The organism is Cupriavidus consociatus (assembly GCF_017814975.1).
Lineage (GTDB): Bacteria > Pseudomonadota > Gammaproteobacteria > Burkholderiales > Burkholderiaceae > Cupriavidus > Cupriavidus consociatus.
This window is the reverse complement of record NZ_JAGIQA010000020.1, coordinates 20,268-44,753: the sequence shown is the minus strand read 5'-3', so window position 1 is coordinate 44,753 and position 24,486 is coordinate 20,268. Positions and strand designations below refer to the sequence as shown.

The following is a 24,486-nucleotide window of genomic DNA, read 5'->3' as shown; positions in this document are numbered from 1 at the left end:
ATGACGTGAGCGACGTCAAGACAAAAGCAGCCCCTTCCGCCGGCATCACAATCGATGCCGCCGCCTCGCCCGTTCCGCGATATCGTGCGGTCCATGTGGCCGACTCCGCTGCGCTGGTCAGCCGGGACGGCGATGTCTGGCGTATCCGGTCCAGCGAGTCGCTGCAAGCGTATCCGGCGCGCATGACGGACTGCCTCGTGCGGGGCGCGGAGCGTCACCCCGACCACGTGCTGGTGGCCGAGCGGGGGCTGGATGGTGGCTGGATGACGATCACCTATGGGCAGATGCTGGAGCGCGCACGGGCGATTGGTCAGGCGCTGCTGGACCGCGGGCTTTCCACAGAGCGGCCACTTGCCATTCTTTCGGACAATGACCTCGAGCATCTGCAGCTCTCGCTCGGCGCCATGTGGGCGGGCGTTCCCTTTTCGTCGGTGTCCGCTCCTTACTCGCTGGTCTCAACGGATTTCGGCAAGCTGCGCCATGTGTTTTCGGTGCTGACGCCTGGGCTCGTGTATGCCGCGGACGGGGACGCGTTTGCGCGCGCCATTGCGGCGGTTGTGCCGGCAGATGTCGAGGTCGTCACCCGCGATGGTCGGCTTCCGGGCCGCCCGGCCACCGCGTTCGATGCGTTGCTGCGCACGACGCCGGCCAGCGTTGATGTAGCCCACGCCGCGACCGGGCCGGACACGATCGCGAAATTCATGTTCACGTCCGGTTCCACCCGCCAGCCGAAGGCGGTGCCGACGACGCAGCGGATGCTGTGCAGCAACCAGCAGATGCTGCGCCAGACCATCCCGGAATTCGGCAGCACACCGCCGGTGCTGGTTGACTGGCTGCCCTGGAACCATACGTTCGGCAGCAGCCACAATTTCGGCATCGTGCTGTACAACGGCGGCACGATGTATATCGACCACGGCAAGCCCGTGGCCGGGCGGTTCGAGGAAACGCTGCGCAACTTGCGGGAGATCGCGCCGACCGCCTACCTGACCGTTCCCAAAGGCTGGGAAGAACTGGGTCTCGCGCTGGAGCGCGATGCGGCCTTGCGCGAGAAATTCTTCTCGCGCGTCAATATCTACTTCTTCGGCGGCGCCGGCTTGTCGCAGGAAGCCTGGGACCGGCTGGAGCGCGTCACCGAAACGCATTGCGGCGAGCGCATCCGCATCATGGCGGGCCTGGGCATGACCGAGACCTCGCCATGCTGCCTGTTCACCACGGCGCCCATCACGCAGGCCGGCTACGTGGGTACGCCGGCGCCGGGCTGCGAACTCAAGCTGGTGCCGGTGGACGGCAAGCTGGAGGCGCGTTTTCGCGGGCCGCACGTCATGGCGGGCTACTGGCATCACCAGGACGCCGGCGTGCAGGCCGCGTTCGACGAGGAAGGCTATTACTGCAGCGGCGACGCGCTGCGCTTCTACGATTCCGAGCGGCCGGAACTCGGCCTTATGTTTGATGGACGGATCGCGGAGGACTTCAAACTCAGCTCGGGCACCTTCGTCAGTGTCGGGCCATTGCGGGCGCGCGTGATCGCTGCCGGAGCGCCCTACGTGCAGGACGTGGTCGTGGCAGGATCCAATCGCGATGCCATTGGCCTGCTGGTATTTCCGCGCATGGATGACTGCCGCCGGCTGGCCGGCCTGCCAGCCGGTGCGACGCCACGCGAGATCCTGGCCTCGCCGCCAGTGCGTGCCGCGTTTGCGGCGCTGCTGCACACGCTGAACCAGTCGGCCACCGGCAGCGCGACCCGGGTAGCAAGCCTGCTGCCTGTCGCGGAGCCACCCTCGATCGATCGCGGCGAGATCACCGACAAGGGCACGCTGAACCAGCGGGCCGTGCTCTCCAACCGAGAAGCGCTCGTGGAGGCCTTATACCAACGCGAGGCGCCCGCCGGCGTCATCCGGCCTTAGCCACGGCGCCGTTTGCGCCGCCCGGGACAGTCACCACGGCGGGCGGCGCGTCTTTCCCCGATATTGCAGTGACCCCGTCGCGGACCGCCCAATCCTGCGCGGCGATGCGGCTTGCGCCGTCCGCCTTTCCTGAAGACCGTCCTCAGCTCATGCGTACTTACACTGTCCCACTGCGCGATATGTCGTTTGTCATCGACGAATGGCTGGGCGCGCCATCCGACTGGGCATCCACGCCGAAATTCTCCGAACTGGATGCCGGGACCGCGGCGCAAGTGCTGGAGGAAGCCGCGCGCTTTGCCACGGGACGGCTCGCACCGCTGAACGCGAGCGGCGATCTGGAGGGGGCGCGTTTCAGCGACGGCGCGGTACGTATGCCCGAAGGCTTCGCCGCGGCGTATCGGGACTATGCCGCGGGCGGCTGGCCCGGGTTGACGGCTGAGCCGGAGGAGGGCGGGCAGGGGCTGCCGCAACTCCTCAATGTGGCATGGATCGAGATGCTGGCGGCAGCCAATCATGCGTGGCTGATGTCGCCAGGCCTTTCGCATGGCGCTGCCGAATGCCTGCGCGCACACGGATCGCCCTGGCTCAAAGCGCAGTTCCTGGACAAGCTCGTCAGCGGCGAGTGCCTGAGTTCCATGTGCCTGACGGAAGCGCAGGCCGGCAGCGACCTGAGCCTGATCGCGGCCAAGGCGGTGCCGGCGGACACCAGGCAAGAGGCCGAGCCCGCGTACCGAATCACCGGTACCAAGATCTTCATTACCGGCGGTGACCACGATCTCACGCCCAATATCGTTCATCTCGTGCTCGCACGCCTGCCCGACGCGCCCGCCGGATCGCGGGGCCTGTCCCTGTTCCTGGTACCCAAACGCCTGGAATCCGCAGGGCAGCCCGAGACGAACGCCGTGACCTGCCAGGGCATCGAGAAGAAGATGGGACTGAAGGCGAGCCCGACCTGCACCATGCAGTTTGACGGCGCCCTCGGCTGGATGGTGGGACAACCCCACCTCGGTCTGCAAGCCATGTTCGTCATGATGAACGCCGCTCGCCTGCAAGTGGCCATGCAAGGGCTTGGGCATGCCGAGTCTGCCATGCAATGCGCGATCGCTTACGCGGCCGAACGCCGACAGTCGCGAGCCGCCGGTTCTGCGGCGCATGCCGGCCAGCCTGGCAGCGCGGACACGATCATCCGGTTGCCGGCCATACGTCGCGCGCTGCTGGATTTGCGTTGCGTAGCAGAAGGGTCCCGGATGGTCGGGTACTGGCTTGCGCATTGCCTGGACCTGGCTGCGGCTGCGCCGGAATCGGGAAGGCGCGAAGAGGCCGCATTGCTCGCCTCTCTGCTGACGCCCGTCGCCAAGGCCAGCTTCACCGAGGCGGGTTTCCAATCCGCTTCGAAGGCGATGCAGGTCCTCGGCGGTTATGGCTATATGCACGAGTTCGGCGTCGAGCAGACCTTGCGCGACAGCCGGGTCTCGATGATCTACGAAGGGACTAACGAGATCCAGGCGGTGGATTTTGTCGTGCGCAAGACGATCGCGGACAGCGGCAAAGGACTGAACAGCCTGCTTGATGTCGTGCGCAAGCCGAGTCCCTGATTGCGGAAAGCCAGCCTGATCCGGAATTGCCCTATCGCGTGGCGAGCGATTTTCTCGCAATGGTCGGCGTCCTGCTCCACGCTTTCGCCTGGGCCAGAGCACTCCGTATCGCGCAGCCTCTTGCGGACTCCCCCTATTATGCGCGCAAGTGCGAGACCGCCCGGTATTTCTTGGCGTATCGGCTGGGCGATTTCGACTTCCGGCGCAGCCTGGTCGAACGCGGCCGCGCCAACGTCCTGCCTCATGTGAATCCCGCCTGAACTGAGGCCGACAACGCATGCTGCAGGCCATCCCTGAAGAGGAAAACCAATGAACCACGACAGCCTGGTGGCGATCGACTTCCACACCCACGCCGAGGTCAGTTGCCGGAATCCGTTCGACAACTATGGCGAGGAGTATGACCGCGCCGCTGATAAGTACTTCGGCAGCGACCGGCGGCCGACCATCGCCGAGACGGTCGCCTACTATCGCGAACGTAACATCGGATTGGTGATGTTCACGGTGGATTGCGAGGCGCAACTGGGGCGTCGCCGCATTCCGAACGAGGAAATCGCACAGGCGGCTCGCGAGAACAGCGACATGATGGTCGCCTTTTCCAGCGTCGATCCACAAAAGGGAAAGATGGGCGCCAGGAAGGCGGAGCGCCTGATCCCTGAGCGTGGCCACGCACAAGCCAAACGTTTGGATCGACCTCAGTGGCTGGAGTCCGAAGTACTTCCCGAAGCAGCTCGTGCAATACGCCAACACGCTGCTGAGGGATCGGGTCCTGTTCGGAAGCGACTATCCGCTGATTACCCCTGAACGGTGGATGCAGGATTTCGAGCAGGCGGGCTTCCGGCGCGAAGTCATGCCAGGAATTTTGAAGGGTAATGCGGTCAGGCTGCTTGGCCTCGCTGAGTGATGGCGGTATTGCACGTGCGTATTGGCGGTGGGTTGCCAGAAGCTTGCCGAACAAGCCGCCTGTGGCTATGGGCCGCAATACCATTGCGGCGCGGATACTCGGTCAGAACCGCTTCTTCAACGCATGCGACCCGTACGCGTGGACTTGGGATGCCCAGTAGCCTGCATGCTAATTTCTGCGTACGGGTTTCTACCGATCGAGCCGCTCGGCTTTAAGATCAATACTGTTGACATGAGAAACGTAGACATCATCAATTCCTCCTCGCGCGACGTCACAGAAGGCGCAATGCCGCCCGAGGCGTTTCCTTCACCGTCGCTCACAACCGGATTGCAAGTGTTGGAGGCCATCCGGGATGGCCGCATGCCAGGATCGAGCATCTCGCAGACGATGCCAATGCAGCTGACACACGTCGGCAGCGGCGAAGTAGCGATAATGGCCATGCCCGACACACGGCATATGAACCCATCCGGTATGGTGCACGGCGGTTTCGCAGCGACTTGTATTGACAGTGCTGCAGCACTGGCCCTGTTCTCATCGCTCGACGCGACGACTCCATACTCTACCGTCGACCTCAACATCACGTATGTAAGACCGCTTGCGCAAAACATCCAATACGTTGTCACTGGCCGTTTGAAGGAACGCACTAAGAGCTTGGGGCTTTGCAGCGCGGAAATCCGCGATGTCAACGACAAGTTGTATGCGTTGGGATCGGCTACGTTGATGATTAAGGCGAATTGAGCAGAACTTCTCGCCCATTGGCGGCCCATCCACCGTTAGGTGAATCACGCGCAGTGCCGAGCTAAATCAAACCATTCGGGCGAGAGTGATCATAATCTTGCGCCACGCTTTCTGTTCAGCGGCCGAAACGTTTGCTAGCGCGGCTTGCATGGCAGCAGCTTCTTGTCTTGAGGCAAGCAGCTCAATCTCCGCACCTTGTGACGTCAGGGACAGGATCTTCACACGATGCTCGATCTCGTCCCGTCTTGCTATGACATACCCCGCTTCCTGAAGGTACTTCAAGGGGCGGTGTAGGGCCTGCTTTGAAACACCGAGAAGTTCGACGAGTCCGCCAACTGAAAGCCTCTCCGAGCGGGCGATCGCGTAGAGAATTCGGTGATGAACCCGAGTCAGTCCATAAGTCGCGAGAAGCTCATCCGCTTTCACGACAAGTCCACGGAACGCGAAATGCATGAGCAGTAGTGCACCATCGTCCGGATGCAACTGACGCATTCCCGCTTTCGCAATGGAAGGAAGGTCGAAGATTGGATTGTCTTGTTTCATCGCAGGCACGTCATGAGAGCACGTTCATTTTAAGGCCGCTTCGGATCGCCGAGTGCATTCACTGCAGCGATCTTGATGTCATCGAGTCGAGCCCCATCTTGGCTCAAAGCCCGGAAATGGAACTCTTGAAGCTGATCGCGTTCACGTGCCTGCGATAGCAATTGATCCTAGAGCGGGTCCAGTAGGACAGGCAGATCTTCAGGTTGGTTTCAATACCCGCAGCCGCAGAACCTCGATACTCGTGCGGCCCCGACTCTTACGAACCCCGGCCGGCCCTCTTTGGGAGTGTTGAGCCGGCAATCAGAATGCCGCTTATTATTTCATGCTGCGGATTGCGATTGCCGGTAGCGCCCAGGAGTTTGTCCAACGATCCGTTTGAACGCGGAATTGAAGGCCGCCTCTGAACCATAGCCGATGCTTTCGGCGACCGAAGCTATGCTTTTCCCTTCTCGCAGTGCGGCGCCAGCTTTTGCGATACGCCAATCGGTCAGATAATCGATGGGCGTCATGCCGACTAGCGTCCTGAAGCGCTCGGCAAACGTCGTGCGCGACATGGCCACCGCCGCCGCGAGTTCATCGACTTTCCAACGCCGTGCTACGTCCTCATGGATGAGGGCAAGGGCGGTCCCGATCTTTGGATCGGCCAGCGCGCCCAGCCAACCCGGCGTATGCACTCCCGACGCCAAATATTCGCGCAGGACTTGCACAAGTACCATGTTCGCGAGGCTCGCTGCGGCAACCGACGCGCCCGGGCGAGGCGTCCCCGTTTCAAGTCGCAGCAGATCCAGCACGGCCCGCAGCGCCGGAGCCGTTTCAGAAGCAGCCGGAATATGGATAAGCCGCGGCAACGACTTCAGCAACAGTTCGCCGGTATCGGCGTCGAAGACGAAGCGGCCTCCGGCTGCACTGACCTTCTCCCCGCTGCGGCCATAACGCACGATCCCGTCTGCGCAGCGGCTCTCGGCAAGCACTTCACGGCCGTCGACAGGAGGAAGGGAAGGGTCGCTTCCGGTGCAATACGCCTGCCCTTGAGTCAACAGATAGAAATCGCCCGCCCTCAGCTCGACGGGCGGGGCGCCATCTTCGAACCAGAGCCAGAATGCACCTTCCAGGACACTACCGAACTTGATGTGTTCATAAGCAGAAAAGCGCAGCGACCAGGCGCCATGCACTTCCAGCCGTGCCGACAGCACGCTCTCGACTTTGAGCAGGTGAAAGACATCCGAGAGCGGGTCCATCCGAATCCGTACGATCGATAAATAAATACGTTGAATCGATTATAGATTAGGCGACGCTGCTAGACGAACATGGGACGTGCGGAGCGTTCGGGGGCCATTTCATGATTCTCGCCCTCTTGGACAAGCGATGAGGAAAATATCATGTCGACAATCAAGGACAAGGTCGTTGTCATCACCGGTGCGAGCAGCGGAATCGGCGAGGCAGCGGCGCTGCTACTGGCGGAGCGCGGGGCGAAGGTGGTGCTGGGCGCACGTGGGGAGCAGCGGCTTCGCGACCTCGCTGATCGAATTGCCAAGGCGCGGGGACAATGTGCATGGGCATGCACGGACGTTAGGCGCCGAGAGGACATGTCGCAACTCGTAAAACTGGCATGCGAGCGATTCGGTCAACTCGACGTGCTGATCAACAACGCTGGCGTCGGGCCGATTTCTCCTCTCGACGAGCTGCGCGTGGACGATTGGGAAGACATGATCGACGTGAACATCAAAGGCGTGCTGAACGGTATTGCAGCGGCGTTACCGCTCTTTCGTACGCAGGGCTTCGGTCACTTCATCAATACCGCGTCCACCGCCGCTCTTCGCATCGTGCCGAACATGGCGGTCTACGCCGCAACCAAGAGTGCCGTGCGCGCAATCTCGGAGGGGTTAAGGCAGGAGGCGGGAGACAAGCTGCGTGTAACGGTCATTTCACCCGGCTTCACGCGGACGAACTTTGCAGAATCGGTGACCAACCCGGAAGCCAAGGCGGAAATCTCCGCCTCGATGGATAAATTCGCCATGCCGCCGGATGCCATTGCCCGGGCCATTGCGTTTGCAATCGAGCAACCGGCCGATGTTGACGTGGGCGAGATTATCGTCCGCCCCACGGCGCAGGGGTAGATAGCCGCCGCCGCAGCCTGGATTATCCGCTATGGCTGGTAGCTGACATTCCAACAATTGGTCGGGTCTTTCGCTTTGGCCGATGCGACGGGCATCGTCGGCCTGCGAACGGCCGGAAACTGAACGAAGCCGATACCTGAATGTCAGGTCCATGACACTTTCGGCGTTTATGCCTTCCTGGCGAACACTTCACGCAGCTTGTTCATCTTAACGGCTAGCGCCTCCGGACCACTCTCTAAATCCGTTTGTCTTTCGCCGTTACCTGCGCTGAGACTTCGATAGTCTTGTTGACAACGCGATCTGTGACGGTGGCAATAAATACATTAGTTACTCACCGACTCCCCGCTGTACGGTCCTCGTCGTGGGGAGGATCAGTGTCCCCGGGCGGTTCCACGTGTCCCGAAACGTGTGGGCATCGACTGTTAAGGTCAAAGCAATATAGGGTCAGAGCGCGCCCGATTAGCCCCCATCCGTGCAGAGATCCCCGTCCTACGAGGGGGGTGGGAATTCAAAACGAGCCTGAGCAGTCTGTCGTTAGCAGAAAACTGAGCGGCCGGTTTGAGCATTCAACGGGCGGCCCGCTCCCGGAACTCAGATTGCGCGAACGCGCCACAAAGCGGCACGGGTAGTGTCTGGCGCTCACGTTTGATCCGTGCAAAGTTGGCGGGCTTCACCTCACTACAAAAAGCCTGCGTTACGCAATGCCTCCTCGGCGGCCTCATGGTCCTGGGCAGAGGTGCCCCCTGGAGATACCGATGCCACCCACCAAACGCCCTTGATGAATGATGGGTACACCACCGCCCACCGGCATCATGCGCGGATGGTGCGCCAGCGGGGCCACGGCGGGCTCGGCCATGTACTGGTTCCATTGATGTGTGGCCATGCCGAACGAGGCGGCGGTCCAGGCCTTGTCGATCGCCACGCTTGCATTCAGAAACGGGGCGGTGTCCGCGCGCTCGAAGGCGCGCAGGTGACCTCCTGCATCGGTAATGGCGATGGTCGCGGCGAACCCGCGCGCTGCACAGGCGCGACGCGTCTCCCCCAGCAAGGTTTGCGCGGCTTCCAGGCTGATTGTTGCGGTGGTGACGACAGGAGATGTCATGGGTAGGGTCCTTCAGAATGGTTCAGGGATTAGCGACTACGACTTTACCGATCCGCCAGGGCAGGCAAGTGCGTCCGTGCAGCGGCTCGAAATCCTGATCGGCGCGAGGCTTCTTCAACGACTACTTCAACAGGCGATGCCGCGAACGTCATGGAGATATAAATGCAACTAACCGCCTGGACTAAAAATCTACAACCTATGTAGCGGCAGGCGAGAGGCGCGATCGGTGATTGCCTTGCTGAGTTGATGTGAGCGGGGACGTGGATGAAGTTTCACGATCGCGAAACTATCAATGCAGGCTTTCGGCGGACTTTTCGACAGGCGGTGGGAAGTGGATCGGCCCTCGGTATGGAGGTAGATGCTGGTGGTGTCGATCGGCGCGTGGCCAAAGTTGTCGCGCACATGGCGCAGGTCTACCTCGCGATCGCTCAGGTGCGAACCCTCTGTATGCCGCAGCCAGCCAAATACCCACGAGAACTGCGGCAGATTCGGTGTTAACTTCGCGCGTCGGCCGAGGCGCACCTTCCAGCGATCGATCAGGTAGTGAACGACCGCGTCGAAGATCCCTAGCCAGAGCCAGTAGGCCATACCGAAGCCGAGGAGCAGCACCGCGGTACACAGGCCATGCAAGCCCGCGTGGGCATAACCACTAGGGCTCCGGAAATCGCCCTTGCCGGTTAGCATCCAGCTCGGCTGCCACAGGTAGTCGCAGATGAGATGCTTGGTGAACAGCGCGAACAGCAGCGGCACCGCCATGTTTCCTGGATGAACCCATGCCGTGCCCGCGGGACAAGGCCTTTTCTTAGCCGATGATCGGCGCAGGACCACCGGTCGGTCTCCCTCGCTGCGGCGGCCGCAGCCCGGGCGCGCGCGGCAGTGGGCCAGGTTGGCGATCCGTTCGCCGGTAGCGATCAAGCGGCGGGGCTGGTCGCTCGTGCCGATGACTTCAGCCGCCCGTATTAATCCCCCCAAGGATCGGCCAGCATCACGCCGATCCCTTCGAAGTCCTTGCGGTTGCGCGTGGCTAAGGTGGCGGCGTGGTGCCGACCGATGGCGGCAATTTGCGCATCGGCCATGCTGATCGGACGACCCGCGCGTTCGCGCTCGGACACGAGGGCGGCGTAGTGCACGGCGGCGTTCTCGGCGAATGGCAGCACCCGGTCAGCGAATTCCTCGTCGAGCCCGTCCAGCAGTTCCGCCACGGTCACGGCAGTAATGGTCAGGGTATCGGGTGCTTGTCGATCGAGCCAGTCGATGACGGCCGGCTCCGCCTCGGCCCGCATCATCGCTGACAAGACATTGGTGTCGAGCACGATCACTTCACACGTCCGGAGAGTAGCAAGATTACTTCTCGAAAATTGGGAAGTAATCTTGATACGGAGGCTACAGAAAATCGCTAACCCGATCTGCAACAGTGACAGCGCGTACGCCAGTCAGCAGAGCTGATCGCATCGAAGGCGCCGTACGCCAAGGACTTCACCAATCAGCGGAGCCGCCGGAACGTATAAATGCAGGTTTCCAGCGGATTTGTCGAGAGGCTGTGGGAAGTGGATCGGCCCGAGGTCTTTGGGGTCCAGCCAATGCGGTGCATGTCTGATGAGCTTGGCTCGTGTGAATGACGTTCTTCAACACCAGCACCGGACGCTATTACCCGCTCCCCTTCACGGTCAACGAGTCAGACTTCCGCCTAGGGTATCCAGTAGATTTTTTGCCTGCTTCCAGTCAACGGTGTCGAACCCTTCGACAACGTCCTCCTGGACCCCCGCCAACGTCTGCCGCGCGTCTTGCGTCTTTCCCTGAAGCTGCCATAGGCGCGCCAAGCTCACCGCGGCGCGCAATTCAAGCGACTTTGCACTTTGCTTGCGGGCAAGCATGATGGCCCGATGAAAACACGCTTCCGCTAATTCGCGGTCGGGGGATAGGTCTGGCTGCACGGTGGTACGCTCGAGCAGCAGTTCCCCCTTAAGCCGATGCAACTCCGCTTCATAGTGGTGCTCCCTCGTGATGCTTCCGAGGATAAAAGTGTCGGCCAAGACGTCCAGACCCGCCTGGCCTTGGCCCGCGTTCGCATAGGTTTGGGCTAGCAGGGCCAGTTGAGTGGGCCGGCCCATCTCGGCGCCGGTGGACTGATAAGCAGCGACGCCCTGCAGTACCTGAGCTATGCCTTCCTCGCGGCTTCCCTGCTCGGCGAGTGCCCAACCCCGCAGGACGGTCCCCCATGCCAGCCAGAACGGAAAACCTTGTTCGACCGAAAGCGCAATGGCCGCTTCGGCGTACTCGCGGGTCAGTGCCGCCTCATGTCGGAATTGATACAACTGCGCTGCGTAGACCAGGGCGAGCGCCATGCTGAAAGGGTGAGAGACCTCTCGGGCCAATGCCAGGGCCTCCTGGCAATGTTTGCTAGCCTGAGCCGGGAAGCCCAAATACCACTCGGCCCATGCCAGGAAGCTGAGGCCGCGGACCCTAGGGTCCTGCCCATAGAGCGCGGCATGGATCGGGTGCTGTTCAGGCTTGTAGTAGGCGATACCGCGCTCCAGATGCTGCTGAGCGGCACGGAAATCTCCCATGAAAAGTGAGGATCCGCCCAGTGCAATATGTGCCTGTCCGAGCCACACCGGATCCTGCGTGTTCTCGGCGAGGCCGAGCAGCGCCTCGCCCAGTTGATAGGCTGTCTCGTGCTGCGCGCGGATGAAAAAAAACATCCGCAATCCCAGCTTCACCTGGAAGAGCTGCGACTTATCTCCACCTTTTTCACACAAAGCCAGCGCCCGCGTATAGTTGGCCTCCACTTCGGCAGCGGCGTAGCCTCGCGCGGCAATCAGAGCCTGCCCAAGGGTGATGCGAAGTGTCAGTTCCAGGTGGGCGCGCTCCGATGTGTCAGGCAGGGCGGTAATCAGTGCCAAAGCCTTGCTGAGGTGACTGATGGCATCAAGATTGGCCGAACGGTCGACGGCCTGGCGCCCGGCACAATACAGATACTCTACCGCCTTGGGGATGTTGCCGCTGTGACTGTAGTGGTGTGCCAGCTCGCTGTAGTGGTCTTTCAACTGGTGATGGAAGAGGGCCTCGATGGCCCGGCCTGTGCGCTCATGCAGCGCGCCGCGCTGTTCCGAGAGCAAGGAGCTTCCGGCCACTTCCTGTGTCAGGGCGTGCTTGAATGCGTACTCCACTTCTGGAAAGGCAGGCTGGCTGTATATGAAATCTCCAGTCTGCAGGCCATCCAGCAAGGGGTAGAGGTGCTCATCAGACTGCCCGGAGACTTGCCGGACCAGGCTCAAAGAGAACTCCTTGCCAATGATGGCGAGGGTCTGCAGCAAATCCTTTTGCGCCAATGGCAGCCGGTCTATGCGTGCTGCCAGCACGCCTTGTACCGTGGTCGGCATATGTAGCGCGGCTGGGGTCGTCTCGATCCGGTAATGACCAGGCTCACCGAGCAGTGCATTTTCCCCGACGAGCGTCTGGACAACCTCTTCCATAAAGAAGGGATTGCCCTCGGTCTTCTGCAGGATGAGATGCTTAAGCGGCTGGAGTCCGGTGGCATCGCCCAACAATGCGCTGAGCAGACCTTGCGCCTCGCTTGGGCCGAGGGGATTGAGGCGTAATTCGATGCTGTTGCCTCTCCATGCGGGCCGATACTCCGGCCGGTAGTTCAGGAGGACGAGGATCCGTGCGGCCGCTACGCGCTCGATGAGGAAGGCGAGAAACGCTTCCGTCTCGCTATCCAGCCATTGCAAGTCCTCGAATAGGACCTGCACGGGCTGATTACCGCTCTCGTGCACCAGCAGACACGTGACAGCATCGAAAGTGCGTTCGCGCCGAACGTTGGCTCCCATGTCCAGCAGTGTCGCGTCGGTGTCGCCGATGCCCAGCAGATGGAGCAGGTAGGGCAGTCGGTCTTCCAGACTGCGATCCAGCGTGATCACCTTGCCCGCGATCTTTTCGCGGCAACGTCGCTCATCGTCCTGGGCGGTGAGCTGAAAATAGTTCCGCAGGAGTTCGATGAGCGGCAAATAGGCAAAGGCCTTGCCATGCGATATCGAGAAGGTTTCCAGCACCAGGCAACGGCCCGGCGAGCGCGCCTTGAACTCGTGGAACAGCCGCGACTTGCCGACTCCAGCTTCTCCCCTCACCGCGACGATCTGGCCGTGTCCGGACGAGGAAACCTCAAGCGCTCGGTGCAGCGCCTCCAGCTCGGCTTCGCGGCCCACGAAGCGAGCCAGCCCGCGATGCGCTGCCACTTGCAAGCGCGTGCGCAGCGCACCGAGGCCGAGCAACTGATAGACCGCGAGCGGCTTGGGGATGCCTTTGACTTGGGCAGTGCCGAGCGCCTTGAACTCGAAGTACCCCTGCGCGAGCTTGTGGGTGGATTCGCTCACGAGGATGGAAGAGAGCGCCGCCATGGTCTCCATCCGCGAGGCAATGTGGATCGTGTGCCCCACCGGGTCATAGTCGGTGTGCAAATCGTCCTTGCGGATCGAGCGCACGACCACCTCGCCCGTGTGAATGCCTACCCGAATCTGCAGCGAAACGCCTTGCTCCAGCCGAAGCTTGTCACTGTGCCGCTGCATCGTCTCCTGCATCCGCAGCGCGGCGTACAAGGCGCGCTTGGGGTGATCCTCATGGGCGATGGGCGCGCCGAACAGTGCCAGAATGCCGTCGCCCAACGACTTTGCCACGTAGCCCTCGTAGTAGTGGACGGCTTCCATCATCAGTTCGATGACCGGTGTGATCAGGCGGTGAGCGTCTTCCGGGTCGCGGTCGTGGATCAGGGCAGTCGAGCCGGCCATATCGGCAAACAGGACGGTGATGGTCTTGCGTTCGCCGCTGGCATCGCCGCGGGCTTCGAGGGCTGCTTGCTCGGCCCGGATACGCTCGGCTAGGTGCGATGGCGTGTAACGAATGGGGCCGGCGGATGATTCCTGGGGCAACTCACCAACGGGCGTGCCGCATGCATTGCAAAAGCGTGCGGTCGCAGTTAGTTCTTTGCCGCAACGCGCGCAAATTCGCGCCAGCCTTACGCCGCATTGCTCGCAGAATTTCGCTCCATCGGCATTCTCAAACCGGCAATTTGCGCAGCGCACCATGGGAGCCTCCTCCCGAACTTGCTGCAGCCAATTAGATACCCCGATATCTTTCGTCGCAAGCCCAGTGCCATGATGCCCTGCGACCAAGCTTGGCGTTCTTATGCTCGCCATTTCGGGCCACGTCTGACCCGCGGAAAACTGCAGGCGACAGCCGGCTGGCTAGGCCGAGAAGGTTGTGCTTGACGCGATTGCCAGCTCGCGAAAATCCGAAAGGAACGCCTCGATCTCCTTTGTGGTCAGGCGAGCGCTGGTGACACGGATACCCGATTGTCCTTCGACGACGAAATCACTGCCCGAGCGTACCATCCAGCCTTTCGCCAGCAGCCATTGAACCACCATGGGCTCGTCTTTCACAGGTATCCACACGTTGAGACCGACCTTGCCTGGTACGTCGACTCCGATCGACAGAAGGCCTTCCTTCAGTGTGATGAAGCGCTCGCGATAGGTCTGCCCGGCGAGCCTGATTCGGTCTTGCACACGCCGATCGTTTAGCAGCGCGAGTGCAGTCTGTTGGAGCAGCGAACTGACCCAGCCCATGCTGGTAGCTTGGGAATACTCCAGCTTGGCGAGCGTTACAGGGTCTCCGCAAGTGACTGAAACGCGCAAATCCGGTCCCAGAAATTTGGAGAGAGACCGCACCGTGAGCCATCGAGCGCTCTCCACGTGCCACGGTTCGTACGGCGCCAGGTCCAGCAGACTGGAATGGTCGTCGTCAATGAAAAGCACCTCGTCGCGCCCACGCGCAATGGTCCGCAACTCGCGCGCACGTCGGGAACCCGTTGCCGCGCCGGTCGGATTCTGCGCCCGCGAGGAAAATATCACCGCGCGACAATCAGAGGAAAGCGCATTCCTCAACGCTTCTGGTCGGATCCCCTCGTCATCCATCTCCATCTGCACCGCCCTTAAACCGAGCGATCGCACCAAGGCGAGGGTCGTCATATAAGTCGGCGTCTCCACGGCAATCTTGTCACCGGGTTTGACGTGGGTGCGAAGCGCTCGCTCCATGGCGTCCAAGGCGCCGCTCGAGACAAAGATTCCATGGACAGTCGAAAAGTCCGACTCAAAAAACGAGGTCGCCCAATCGACCAGTTCCGCAACGTTACGCCGCTCTCCGTAAAGCCGTGGCGAAGAAGGGGTGGTTGCAAAGGCATCGAGAATCTCGTCGCGCGTGGGCAAGAAGGTGGGATCGGGATTGCCATCATGCGCCGCAACAACGCCGCTGACCGTGATGGAGGGCGGCGCAATTGGCACTGATGCATTGAGATGCCGCTTCGCGACCACGGTGCCGCGTCTGCCAGCAGTCACGATGACACCGCTTTCAATCAGCATCCGGTAGGCCGTGGCCACCGTGTTCTTGTTGATACCGAGCGACTCGGCTAAGGCACGCACCGTCGGCAACTGCTCGCCGGCGGCAAGTTTGTTGTCGTAGACGGCCCGCTCAATGGTCCGAAACAGGTCTTCGGCCTTCCTTCCTCCGACTGCAAACCGGCTTGGGTCAAACATGGTTTTGTACTGGTCCAAAGTTCAGGAATTCATTATACGCCGCCTTGGCATCCGGCCAAGCCACAGCAAGGGCCGAGCGAGGAAGCGTTAACCCTGATGCGTTGGACCCCGAAAAGCGCCTATAGTTGTCTCGGTACAAATATACTGTTGTACTGGTACAAACAAACGAGAGGAAAATTGAGATGCAGATGATTCCAGCGGATCGGCACCTGAAGATCGGCGGTTTGATATTCCCCAACATGGATCAATGTGACTTCACCGGCCCATTCGAGGCCTTGTCGCGCATTCCGAATTCCACGTTCCATACGCTGTGGAAGAACAAGGAAATCGTTCGCGATATGCGAGGCATGCAGCTCGTTGCGGATACCTCCTTCGATGAGGCTCCGCAACTTGACGTCCTGCTCGTGCCGGGAGGCTATGGCCAGGAGGAAGCGGCGGCGGATGAGGCTGTTCTCGCCTTTATCCGCCAGCAAGCTGAACACGCCCTATATGTTTACTCGGTGTGTACTGGCGCGCTGCTCTGTGGCGCGGCTGGCTTGTTGCATGGGCGCAGGGCGACCACACACTGGACAGCGATGGACGTGCTGCCACTCTATGGCGCCATGCCAAGCGATGAACGAGTCGTCATCGACGGCAACTATGTCAGCGCCGGTGGCGTTACATCGGGCATCGATGGTTCCCTTGTCTTGGCTTCACTTCTGCGTGGAGAGCGGCTAGCCAAAGAACTCCAACTTTATATGGCCTACGACCCGCAACCCCCCTTTGACGCGGGATCTCCGGCGACCGCGCCCAGCGACATTCTGAGCACCGTCCGTGCGCGAGCCGCTCAAATCACCGAGCAACGCCTGGCGAGCGCACGCCAATATGCTGAGCGCGCCTTGGATCGAGCCTAACCATTCTTAGAGCATGATGCCGTCCACACCACTTATTGATATAGCGTCAGCCGAATCGCTTGCCACTTCGCTTACGCAACAGTTCGTCAAGGTCGACACTGTGAATCCGCCTGGCAATGAAAGTGCGCTTGCTCGACTGATCGGCGCGCTATTGGTGGAAGCAGGGTTGCAGACAACGTTCCATACCCTAGCTGACGGAAGAGAAAGTCTGGTGGCGTGGACTGGCTCGCCCAATGAGGGGCCAAAGCTGTGCTTTACGGGGCATCTCGACACGGTGCCGTTTGGATCCGCACCATGGAGCCTGTCGCCACTTTCCGGTGAGATTCAGGGCGACAGGCTGTATGGTCGCGGGTCCTCAGACATGAAGGCAGGTATCGCGGCGTTTATTGCCGCCTTACTCTGGCATCGCGCAACGAACGGACAGCACGCCGCGGTTATCCTGGTCTTGACCGCCGGCGAGGAAACGGGGTGTGAAGGTGCCAAGGCTCTACGGACCCTTACGCAGCCGGCTTTCAATGTCGGTGCCATGGTGGTAGGCGAGCCAACTGCCAACGAGGTCGTGATCGGCCACAAGGGGGCTTTGTGGATTCGGGCCCAGGCGCATGGGGTGACGGCCCACGGCGCTATGCCGGAACGCGGGGACAACGCGATTTACCACGTTGTAGATGCCATACACAGGCTTCGACTCTTCAACTTCCATGCTCCGGAAGATGAGCTCCTTGGCCACCCGACGCTCAACGTAGGGACGATCGCCGGCGGACTCAATGTCAATTCTGTGCCTGACCACGCCTTGTTTGAGGTCGATGTACGGACGGTTTGCGGGATGGCCCATGACAAGCTGCTCGACGAACTTGGCGCATATCTTGGCGACCGGGTAGCGCTTAGAGCGAAGCTCGACGTGCCCGCGTTGCGACAGGAGATGAGCAGTCCCTGGATTGCGCACGTCAGCAGAATGGTCAGCCAGATCACCGGGTCTCAAAACGGCGGGCGTGCGGTCTCTTTCTTTACGGATGGTCCCGTACTCAGGGAAATTTTTGGGGCCGTCCCGACGGTGATTCTCGGTCCCGGCGAACCATCCATGGCGCACAAGACCGACGAGTATTGCAATGTGAGTTCGATTATCACTGCGGTAAATATCTATGCGCGGATCATCGAAGCTTGGGAAAGCAAAAGGGAACAATGAAATGTCATACCAACATGTAGCAGATGGATCGGTCGATTGCAAATGGTTGACGGAATCTAAAGAGTTCGCTGTGGTATCGCGTGGACGCAGTTTTACGATTATTGTATTGCTGCTTGCCTTCGCGATTTACTATTTTGCACTTTTGCTAGGAGCGGCCTATTGGAGCGACGTGCTTTCGATACCAATCGTAGGGGCGGTTAACGTCGGCATGATATTGGCCATTTCCCAGTATCCGGTGGCTGGCCTCATTGCTGCCACCTACGTTTGGAGAATGCGTAAATTCGACAAGATGATCGAAGGATCCGGTCAGGATACCGGCGCAGGGAGCAAGAAATGAGAAATTTTCTGAAATCGCCCGCTTTCAAATTGGGGATCGTGATGGCGATGTTTACGATCTTGCCAAATTCAGTCCGCGCTGCGTCGGAACTGATTGAGCCAAGATTTCGCGGCCTAACCTTCGCCACATTTGCGTTGGTCATCAGCTTAACGCTTATCGCAACCTGGTATGCGGCACGTCGGAATGCCAGCGCCCGCGATTTCTATACAGGTGGGGGAATCTCCGGCCGGGCCAATGGCCTGGCCATTGCGGGAGACTATCTCTCGGCCGCCGCCTTCCTGGGTGTCTCCGGGTTGATTTCCCTGTATGGCTACGATGGCATCCTGTATTTGATCGGTTTCTTCGTTGCGTTCATTCCCGTACTGCTGTTGATTGCGGAGCCATGTCGGAATCTCGGCCGCTATACACTGGGTGATGTCCTTGCCTATCGCAACAATTACCGCGCTTCCAAGATTGTCGCGGCACTATCAAGTATCGTGGTTGCGATCTTCTACCTGATTCCGCAGATAGTAGGCGGCGCAACCCTGATCAAGGCGCTGGTCGGCTTCCAGTATGAGGCCTCCGTCGTGATGGTTGGGCTGCTGATGCTGATCTACGTCTTGTTTGGCGGGATGAGGGCGACGACGTATGTACAGATCATCAAGGCGATTCTGCTTCTGTTTTCTTGCGCGTTGATCGTGGTTCTCTCGCTCTCCCCATTCGGGTTCGACGTCAATTCTCTTTTCAATGAAGTGCTTTTGAGTCCGAAAGTTACCCACTATTTCACTACGGCTTTCCAGAGTCAGAATGAGGCAGTAGACGGAACCTCGCTGGCGCGGAAGTTCTTTGAGCCGGGTCTCTACTTGAAGAACCCTGTTGAGCAGGTATCGCTTGGTTTGGCGCTTACGCTTGGGACGGCCGCTTTGCCCCACATCCTGATGCGATTCTTCACCGTGAAGGATGCCAGGACCGCGCGCTCTTCGGTATTGTGGGCGATGTTGTGGATTGGCGTCTGCCACCTCATGATTATCGTGATTGGCTTTTCTGCTGCCTACTATGTCGGACCCAGTACAATCCTTGCCGCAGATAAGGGGGGCACGCTCGCAGCACCTCTGCTAGCTCAGTATCTTGGCGGCGGAGCTAACTCGTTCGCAGGCAATCTTCTCCTTGGTTGGGTGGCCGCTGTCGCCTTTGCAACCATTGTCGCTGTGGTGGCAGGGCTTACGCTTGCCGCAGCCTCCGCCCTTGCCCATGACATCTACGTCGGGGCAATCCGTCGTGGTGAGGTATCCGAGCGAGAGCAGGTGATCGCAGCCAAGGCCGCCGCCGCAATCGTTGGTGTCGTGGCAATTGTTTTGAGCATTCAGGCAAAGGGCCAGAACGTTGCGCATCTTTCGAGTCTGGCGTATGCCGTTGCAGCTTCAGCCAATCTCCCGGCATTGTTGCTGACTCTATACTGGCGTCGGTGCAGCACCGTTGGCGTTTGTGTCGGCGTCGTCGGGGGGACACTTGCGGCAGTCCTGCTTGTGCTGGTGTCACCCAATATGCAGTATCCCTTGCTCGAGAGAGCGCAGGCGGAACGAACGCAGCTCACCGCCGCCAGGACGATCGAGAACCTGAAGTTGAAGATGGCAGTATCGACCGGAACCGGCCGTGATGAGCTTGCTGCTGAACTCTCAAAGGCGCGCGCCGCCATTGCGAGCGCACAAGCGAGCATTGATGCGCTCCGAGACCGTCGGACAAGCCTGGTTGGGCTCGAGGCACCACTATTCCCCCTGCGTAATCCGGCGCTTGTAACCGTTCCATTTGGTTTCATGTTGGTGTTCCTCTTTTCGCTACTTTTCCCGGATCCGCGTGCTCAATCGATCTGGACAAGAATGGTGGCCCAGCGAGAAACCGGCGCCAACGCTGCTGCAGCCATATCGCACTAGCCGTGCAGTCAGTATTGAAGGATTGAAGCGCTTGATCGACAGCTGGCTAAGGCCGATCGATGATTCACGGCGTTAGACTGATCGGTCGGCTTGTTGGTCTGAAGTATGGACAGATACAGCTTTCAACGTGGCGTCGACCGATACGCGAAGTGTGAAACCTTGCCAAAAACCAGGAGGCCATGATCGACACAAATCGGTTATGCTGAACAAGCAGCACGCAAAAGCGGCCATTAGTTTGATGGCCTCGATACGTCGCAGGAGAGACTGGGCAGCACACGTGCCCAGCGCCGACGGAGCAACCACCCCGGAAACTCTCAGGCAAAAGGACTGTGACGTCTACTGCAAATCTGGAGAGTGGCATGCCCAGGCATGCCCACCGAAGGGGATGGCACCAGCACGTCGGTGCCTAAGCTCTCAGGTCCCGAGACAGATGGGGTGAATGGCCGGATGGTCCGGTCAAGAATTTACTTCACAGGGACTGCCATGACGCATATTGTCATCGTCGGCGCCGGTATTTCTGGCGTCACTACCGCTTATACGCTCTCGAGACTTGGGTACCAGGTCACGGTCGTCGACCGCCATTTATATCCGGCGATGGAAACATCGTTCGCCAATGGCGGCCAGCTTTCCGCGAGCAATGCCGAAGTCTGGAACAGCTCTGGCACGTTGCTCAAGGGGATCAAATGGATGCTACAGAAGGATGCCCCGCTGTTGCTCAATCCCAAGCCGTCGTGGCACAAATACTCATGGCTCGGAGAATTCGTCGCAAGCATCCCGCGCTACCGCCGCAACACGATCGAGACCACCCGGTTGGCCATCGAGGCACGCAAATACCTGTTCGAGATGGCAGAGCGTGAGCAGATCGACTTCGACCTGCAGCGCCGCGGGATACTGCACATCTACCACGACAAAGCAAGCTTTGCGGCCGCAGGCAGGACCAATTCGCTCCTCGTCGCTGGAGGACTCGAGCGTCATGCGGTGAGTCCGGAGGAAATCAAGACGATCGAACCAACGCTGCAAGGCCAGTACTACGGCGGCTACTTCACCGCGTCAGACGCCACCGGCGATATTCACAAGTTCACGCGCGGCCTCGCGCAGGCCTGTCATAAATACGATGTGCGCTTCCTGCACGGCATGGATGTGCAGGCCGTGGAGATGACCGAACAAGGCGTTCGCCTCCTGTTGCAGGCTACGCTGGACGATAAGCTTTCGACCACGCACGCTGACGCCGGGCAAGAACTCGTCGCTGATGCGCTGGTGGTCTGCGCCGGTGTCGGGAGCCGCCATATCGCGCGGATGGTGGGGGATCGCATCAACGTGTACCCGGTCAAGGGTTATTCGATCACCGTGCATCTCGACGACGAAGCCAGCGTGCAAGGCGCGCCGTGGGTCAGTCTGCTGGACGAGAGCGCGAAGATCGTGACAAGCCGCCTGGGAGCGGGACGATTCCGTGTGGCCGGCACGGCGGAATTCAACGGCTTCAACCGCGACATTCGCGCCGACCGCATCGAACCCTTGATCGCCTGGACACGCCGTAACTTCGCTATCGGAACCTCGCGTGTGGTGCCTTGGGCAGGCTTGCGCCCGATGATGCCTGACATGATGCCGCGCGTCGGCCGTGGCCGGCATGCACGCGTGTTTTACAACACCGGCCACGGGCATCTCGGTTGGACATTGTCGGGCGCGACCGCCTCGATGATTGCGAGCGTAATCGCCCGCGACTGTCCGCGCCACTAATCCTCAGTTGGCACGTTTCCAATGTAGGCGTCTTGTCATTGCACGCTTGGGTGTGGGCAGGTTTGGTCTTGCCAACTCCCGGGTCGAGATTGGCTATCTAACCGGTACAGCACCGGACGCGCCTCGTGCCAGGCGATGCCGGATTGAACTGTAGCGCACGCAGCAATGCAATCGCTCCGCCGAATCGCCATAGCGCCTGATGCATCGAGTTCCTGCGGTCGACAGCTTGCTAAGCTGTCGATCGATTCCAAATCAACGGTGAATACATGTCCACGACAGTTGCTGATTCAACGCGCATTGCGATGCTCGCTTACCCGAAGTTCACGGCATTGGATCTGATCGGGCCGCATCAGGTTCTTGCCAGTCTCCCCGGCGTGCATGTCGACGTCGTAGCCAAGACCACCGAGCCCGTCGTGAGCGACCGGCAGATCTCGATCATTCCGGCGAAGTCCTTCTCCGCGTGCGAAGCCGATTACGACATCCTCCTGGTTCCGGGCGGGGTCAGCACGCACTTGATGGTCGAAGACACCGAGACGCTGAAATTCTTGGCGAGGATTGGCGATAAGGCAGCCTATGTCACGAGCGTCTGTACGGGATCTGTGATCCTCGCGGCCGCGGAGTTGCTCAAGGGCTATCGCGCCACTTCGCATTGGGCCTATCGCGAAATCCTGGCCGACTACGGCGCCATTCCGAGCCAGGCGCGGTTCGTGGTTGACCGAAATCGCGTGACAGGTGGGGGCGTGACCGCTGGCGTCGATTTCGGGCTGCACCTCGCGGCGATCCTGCGAGGGTGTGACGTGGCCAAGATGATTCAGCTCATCTTCGAATATGACCCGAAGCCGCCCTTCGACGTAGGGGTTCCGGAAAAGGCTGCCCCGGAGGTTCTCGCGGCCGCTGTCACGCGCTTGGAGCCGCTCGTGGCGCCTGTCCGTGAGGCGGCCCGTCGGTTTGCCGCTCGGCATCAGTAATCGTTCGAGCCAATGCATCAAGAATACGCGGTAACCAACTCTCTTACACTTGCTGCGTCTGCTTCAGTCTCCGGCGTATAGATCACCAAATTCAAGTCCGGTCGCCCATCTACGGAGAATGCCGAATATTCGAGCGATAGTAAGCCGACCGTGGGGTGATTGATGGTCTTGATTCCTTCCCCATGGCTGCAGACATCGTGTTCGCTCCATAGAGCAGCGAATTCGTGACTTTCCGCGCAGAGTTCTTCGACTAAAGTTCTGATCTCGATGGCAAGGGCTGCGCCGGCGCGGGCTGCATCGGCGCGAAAAGTGGCGACGGCGAAGCGGGCGACGCTTTCCCAATCCGGTTGGCGGGCACGAACGGTCGCGTTGCAGAAGAGTAAGCGCAAGACGTTGCGCTGTTTGGCAGGCAGGGCGGCGTAGTCCACCAAGACGGCGGTGGCGGCATGGTTCCAGGCGAGGATGTCGCGCGTGAAGGCGCGTACGACCAGAGCGGGACTGAAGGCGAGCGAATCCAATACGCGTTGCAGGGTTGGGGTGATACCCTCGCTCGCTTGGTAGCGGGCTTCGGGAGGTCGCCCCTGAGCGAGCAGAAACAGGTGTTCGCGTTCGACGTCGGTGAGCAGCAGGGCGCGGGCAATGCGGTTGAGCACCTCGGCGGACGGCGCACCGCCTCGGCCTTGCTCGAGCCAGGTGTACCAAGTAACGCTGACGTTCGCGCGCTGGGCAACCTCTTCGCGGCGCAGCCCTGGTGTGCGACGACGGGTCGGTGAGATGCCAAAGGCGCCCGGGTCCAGCTTGGCGCGGCGGTCGCGCAGGTAGGCGCCGAGCAGGTTCTCGCCGATGGCCATCGTGATTATCCTGTTAGCCCGTTTACCAGTATAAAGACACTACTTTACCCCTATAAATCATAGAGCAAGAATGCACCTCATCTTTCAGCGAGGAGGTGATTTCCATGCGTATTTTCGTAACCGGCGCAACGGGTTTCATAGGGGCAGCCGTGGTCGATGAACTGCTGGCCGCGGGTCATTCGGTGATCGGGATGACAAGGTCGGAGGCTGGTGCGTGGCATCTGCGTGATGTTGGGGCGACGGCGCACTTTGCCAATCTGGACGATATCGACAGCATCTTGCGCGGCGTGAAGCAGGCCGACGCGATCATCCACACGGCGTTTAACCACGACTTTTCAAAGTTTGCCGAGCATAGTGCAAACGACCGCCACGTGATCGAGGCGATGGGCGAGGCCGTGGGAGCATCCGGCAAGCCGCTGATTATCACCTCCGGCACGGGCCTATTGGCGCCTGGGGGTGTGGCGACGGAGGATCAGCTGCCGGACATGAGTACGGTGCCGTTCCCGCGCGTAGCGACGGAAGTGGCGGCGACGGGTCTGATGGGGGGCGGAACGAACGTGTCAGTGGTCCGCCTGCCGCCCTCGGTGCACGGAGATGGGGACCACGGCTTTGTGCCGATGCTGATCGCCATAGCACGTGAGAAAGGCGTGTCGGCCTATGTTGGCGAGGGCTTGAACCATTGGCCGGCGGTACACCGGCGGGATGCCGCCCAAGTCTTCCGGCTGGCTGCCGAGAGAGGCATCCCAGCTCGCTATCACGCGACCGCCGAAGAGGGCGTACCGCTCCGCGATATTGCCACCGTGATTGGTCGTCGTTTGGGGCTGCCCACAGTCAGCATCACGCCGGAGCAGGCAACTGAGCACTTCGGATGGTTTGCTGGCTTCGCAGCGGTCGACAATCGGGCGTCGAGCCAGCATACGCGGCAGGTGCTGAACTGGGAGCCCAAACAGCCGGGCCTCATCGTGGACCTCGATCGGCCGCAATATTTCGCCCAATGAACGCAAATGGCCGGCCTCCGCCTCGCTGGCCGGGTGCTGACGATGGTGGGTTCGAATGACTGAGCGTATTCTTGCCGTGTGGGTAAGCGCTTTTCTCCTGCGACGCGCGAGGGGGACCGACA

19 protein-coding genes, 3 pseudogenes and 1 riboswitch are annotated in these 24,486 nt (G+C 60.4%); of the genes and pseudogenes, 13 read left to right on the top strand and 9 right to left on the bottom strand.

Annotation, left to right across the window (positions count from 1 at the left end; genetic code table 11):
* Positions 1-5 precede the first annotated feature (5 nt).
* The 5 genes and pseudogenes from J8I82_RS24760 (at position 6) to J8I82_RS24745 (ending at position 5,138) form a co-directional block, all read left to right on the top strand.
* Positions 6-1,904 (top strand): feruloyl-CoA synthase, encoded by a 1,899-nt coding sequence (locus tag J8I82_RS24760; protein WP_431831578.1) that lies wholly within the window; start codon positions 6-8, stop codon positions 1,902-1,904.
* 179 nt (positions 1,905-2,083) lie between these two features.
* On the top strand, positions 2,084-3,499 hold the full coding sequence (locus J8I82_RS24755) for an acyl-CoA dehydrogenase family protein (protein ID WP_245180073.1): 1,416 nt from the start codon (positions 2,084-2,086) through the stop codon (positions 3,497-3,499).
* Positions 3,500-3,525: 26 nt separating this feature from the next.
* Positions 3,526-3,759 carry an acyl-CoA dehydrogenase C-terminal domain-containing protein gene (locus J8I82_RS38485; protein WP_245180071.1) on the top strand — a complete coding sequence of 78 codons (234 nt, stop codon included), beginning with the start codon at positions 3,526-3,528 and terminating at the stop codon, positions 3,757-3,759.
* A gap of 49 nt (positions 3,760-3,808) precedes the next feature.
* Positions 3,809-4,400 (top strand): annotated as a pseudogene (locus J8I82_RS24750) (amidohydrolase family protein).
* Positions 4,401-4,565: 165 nt separating this feature from the next.
* Positions 4,566-5,138: a PaaI family thioesterase gene (locus tag J8I82_RS24745; protein ID WP_245180068.1), complete on the top strand. Its 573-nt coding sequence runs from the start codon at positions 4,566-4,568 to the stop codon at positions 5,136-5,138.
* 66 nt (positions 5,139-5,204) lie between these two features.
* Here the strand turns inward: J8I82_RS24745 and J8I82_RS24740 are convergent, their stop codons facing one another.
* Entirely contained in the window at positions 5,205-5,681 is a 477-nt protein-coding gene (locus J8I82_RS24740; RefSeq protein ID WP_209761488.1) for a MarR family winged helix-turn-helix transcriptional regulator, read from the bottom strand.
* 320 nt (positions 5,682-6,001) lie between these two features.
* Positions 6,002-6,919 (bottom strand): AraC family transcriptional regulator, encoded by a 918-nt coding sequence (locus tag J8I82_RS24735; protein WP_209761487.1) that lies wholly within the window; start codon positions 6,917-6,919, stop codon positions 6,002-6,004.
* A 141-nt stretch (positions 6,920-7,060) separates the two neighbouring features.
* Between J8I82_RS24735 and J8I82_RS24730 the strand changes: the two genes are divergently transcribed.
* On the top strand, positions 7,061-7,798 hold the full coding sequence (locus J8I82_RS24730) for an SDR family oxidoreductase (RefSeq protein WP_209761486.1): 738 nt from the start codon (positions 7,061-7,063) through the stop codon (positions 7,796-7,798).
* Between the two features lie 718 nt (positions 7,799-8,516).
* Here the strand turns inward: J8I82_RS24730 and J8I82_RS24725 are convergent.
* The 6 genes and pseudogenes from J8I82_RS24725 to J8I82_RS24700 all read right to left on the bottom strand — a co-directional run bounded on the left by J8I82_RS24725 (position 8,517) and on the right by J8I82_RS24700 (position 15,487).
* Positions 8,517-8,900 (bottom strand): GlcG/HbpS family heme-binding protein, encoded by a 384-nt coding sequence (locus tag J8I82_RS24725; protein WP_245180067.1) that lies wholly within the window; start codon positions 8,898-8,900, stop codon positions 8,517-8,519.
* Between the two features lie 189 nt (positions 8,901-9,089).
* Positions 9,090-9,359 (bottom strand): annotated as a pseudogene (locus tag J8I82_RS38480) (tyrosine-type recombinase/integrase); the annotation flags it as partial.
* Between the two features lie 66 nt (positions 9,360-9,425).
* Positions 9,426-9,656 (bottom strand): annotated as a pseudogene (locus J8I82_RS39110) (DUF3307 domain-containing protein); the annotation flags it as partial.
* A 203-nt stretch (positions 9,657-9,859) separates the two neighbouring features.
* Positions 9,860-10,219, bottom strand: coding sequence for a type II toxin-antitoxin system VapC family toxin (locus tag J8I82_RS24710; protein WP_209761485.1), 360 nt, complete (start codon positions 10,217-10,219; stop codon positions 9,860-9,862).
* A gap of 348 nt (positions 10,220-10,567) precedes the next feature.
* The gene (locus J8I82_RS24705; RefSeq protein ID WP_209761484.1) at positions 10,568-13,984 is read right to left on the bottom strand and encodes an adenylate/guanylate cyclase domain-containing protein; all 3,417 of its coding nucleotides are present in this window, start codon (positions 13,982-13,984) and stop codon (positions 10,568-10,570) included.
* A 159-nt stretch (positions 13,985-14,143) separates the two neighbouring features.
* Positions 14,144-15,487, bottom strand: coding sequence for an aminotransferase class I/II-fold pyridoxal phosphate-dependent enzyme (locus J8I82_RS24700; RefSeq protein WP_209761483.1), 1,344 nt, complete (start codon positions 15,485-15,487; stop codon positions 14,144-14,146).
* Between the two features lie 182 nt (positions 15,488-15,669).
* Here J8I82_RS24700 and J8I82_RS24695 point away from each other — a divergent pair, with 182 nt between their 5' ends.
* From J8I82_RS24695 to J8I82_RS24670, 6 genes are all read left to right on the top strand, one after another.
* Positions 15,670-16,380 (top strand): DJ-1/PfpI family protein, encoded by a 711-nt coding sequence (locus tag J8I82_RS24695; protein ID WP_209761482.1) that lies wholly within the window; start codon positions 15,670-15,672, stop codon positions 16,378-16,380.
* Between the two features lie 13 nt (positions 16,381-16,393).
* Entirely contained in the window at positions 16,394-17,563 is a 1,170-nt protein-coding gene (locus tag J8I82_RS24690; protein WP_209761481.1) for a M20 family metallopeptidase, read from the top strand.
* 1 nt (position 17,564) lies between these two features.
* The gene (locus J8I82_RS24685; protein WP_209761480.1) at positions 17,565-17,900 is read left to right on the top strand and encodes a DUF485 domain-containing protein; all 336 of its coding nucleotides are present in this window, start codon (positions 17,565-17,567) and stop codon (positions 17,898-17,900) included.
* The gene (locus J8I82_RS24680) at positions 17,897-19,810 is read left to right on the top strand and encodes a solute symporter family protein (RefSeq protein WP_209761479.1); all 1,914 of its coding nucleotides are present in this window, start codon (positions 17,897-17,899) and stop codon (positions 19,808-19,810) included. Before J8I82_RS24685 ends, J8I82_RS24680 begins: the two co-directional genes overlap by 4 nt.
* Positions 19,811-20,055: 245 nt before the next feature.
* Positions 20,056-20,150: riboswitch (glycine riboswitch) on the top strand.
* 107 nt (positions 20,151-20,257) lie between these two features.
* Positions 20,258-21,547 (top strand): D-amino acid dehydrogenase, encoded by a 1,290-nt coding sequence (locus J8I82_RS24675; RefSeq protein WP_245180083.1) that lies wholly within the window; start codon positions 20,258-20,260, stop codon positions 21,545-21,547.
* A gap of 266 nt (positions 21,548-21,813) precedes the next feature.
* Entirely contained in the window at positions 21,814-22,515 is a 702-nt protein-coding gene (locus tag J8I82_RS24670) for a DJ-1/PfpI family protein (RefSeq protein WP_209761477.1), read from the top strand.
* 17 nt (positions 22,516-22,532) lie between these two features.
* On the opposite strand, the gene J8I82_RS24665 is transcribed toward J8I82_RS24670, so the two are convergent.
* Positions 22,533-23,366 carry a helix-turn-helix transcriptional regulator gene (locus tag J8I82_RS24665; protein WP_209761476.1) on the bottom strand — a complete coding sequence of 278 codons (834 nt, stop codon included), beginning with the start codon at positions 23,364-23,366 and terminating at the stop codon, positions 22,533-22,535.
* A 104-nt stretch (positions 23,367-23,470) separates the two neighbouring features.
* Here J8I82_RS24665 and J8I82_RS24660 point away from each other — a divergent pair, with 104 nt between their 5' ends.
* On the top strand, positions 23,471-24,364 hold the full coding sequence (locus tag J8I82_RS24660) for an SDR family oxidoreductase (protein WP_209761475.1): 894 nt from the start codon (positions 23,471-23,473) through the stop codon (positions 24,362-24,364).
* Positions 24,365-24,486 lie beyond the last annotated feature (122 nt).

Bases quoted from the DNA above. Each gene is read 5' to 3' on its own strand.
- J8I82_RS24755 (WP_245180073.1), top strand. From the start codon at position 2,084: ATGTCGTTTGTCATCGACGAATGGCTGGGCGCGCCATCCGACTGGGCA.
- J8I82_RS24745 (WP_245180068.1), top strand. From the start codon at position 4,566: ATGCTAATTTCTGCGTACGGGTTTCTACCGATCGAGCCGCTCGGCTTT.
- J8I82_RS24740 (WP_209761488.1), bottom strand. From the start codon at position 5,681: ATGAAACAAGACAATCCAATCTTCGACCTTCCTTCCATTGCGAAAGCG.
- J8I82_RS24735 (WP_209761487.1), bottom strand. From the start codon at position 6,919: ATGGACCCGCTCTCGGATGTCTTTCACCTGCTCAAAGTCGAGAGCGTG.
- J8I82_RS24730 (WP_209761486.1), top strand. From the start codon at position 7,061: ATGTCGACAATCAAGGACAAGGTCGTTGTCATCACCGGTGCGAGCAGC.
- J8I82_RS24725 (WP_245180067.1), bottom strand. From the start codon at position 8,900: ATGACATCTCCTGTCGTCACCACCGCAACAATCAGCCTGGAAGCCGCG.
- J8I82_RS24705 (WP_209761484.1), bottom strand. From the start codon at position 13,984: ATGGTGCGCTGCGCAAATTGCCGGTTTGAGAATGCCGATGGAGCGAAA.
- J8I82_RS24700 (WP_209761483.1), bottom strand. From the start codon at position 15,487: ATGTTTGACCCAAGCCGGTTTGCAGTCGGAGGAAGGAAGGCCGAAGAC.
- J8I82_RS24695 (WP_209761482.1), top strand. From the start codon at position 15,670: ATGCAGATGATTCCAGCGGATCGGCACCTGAAGATCGGCGGTTTGATA.
- J8I82_RS24690 (WP_209761481.1), top strand. From the start codon at position 16,394: ATGATGCCGTCCACACCACTTATTGATATAGCGTCAGCCGAATCGCTT.
- J8I82_RS24685 (WP_209761480.1), top strand. From the start codon at position 17,565: ATGTCATACCAACATGTAGCAGATGGATCGGTCGATTGCAAATGGTTG.
- J8I82_RS24680 (WP_209761479.1), top strand. From the start codon at position 17,897: ATGAGAAATTTTCTGAAATCGCCCGCTTTCAAATTGGGGATCGTGATG.
- J8I82_RS24675 (WP_245180083.1), top strand. From the start codon at position 20,258: ATGGTCCGGTCAAGAATTTACTTCACAGGGACTGCCATGACGCATATT.
- J8I82_RS24670 (WP_209761477.1), top strand. From the start codon at position 21,814: ATGTCCACGACAGTTGCTGATTCAACGCGCATTGCGATGCTCGCTTAC.
- J8I82_RS24665 (WP_209761476.1), bottom strand. From the start codon at position 23,366: ATGGCCATCGGCGAGAACCTGCTCGGCGCCTACCTGCGCGACCGCCGC.
- J8I82_RS24660 (WP_209761475.1), top strand. From the start codon at position 23,471: ATGCGTATTTTCGTAACCGGCGCAACGGGTTTCATAGGGGCAGCCGTG.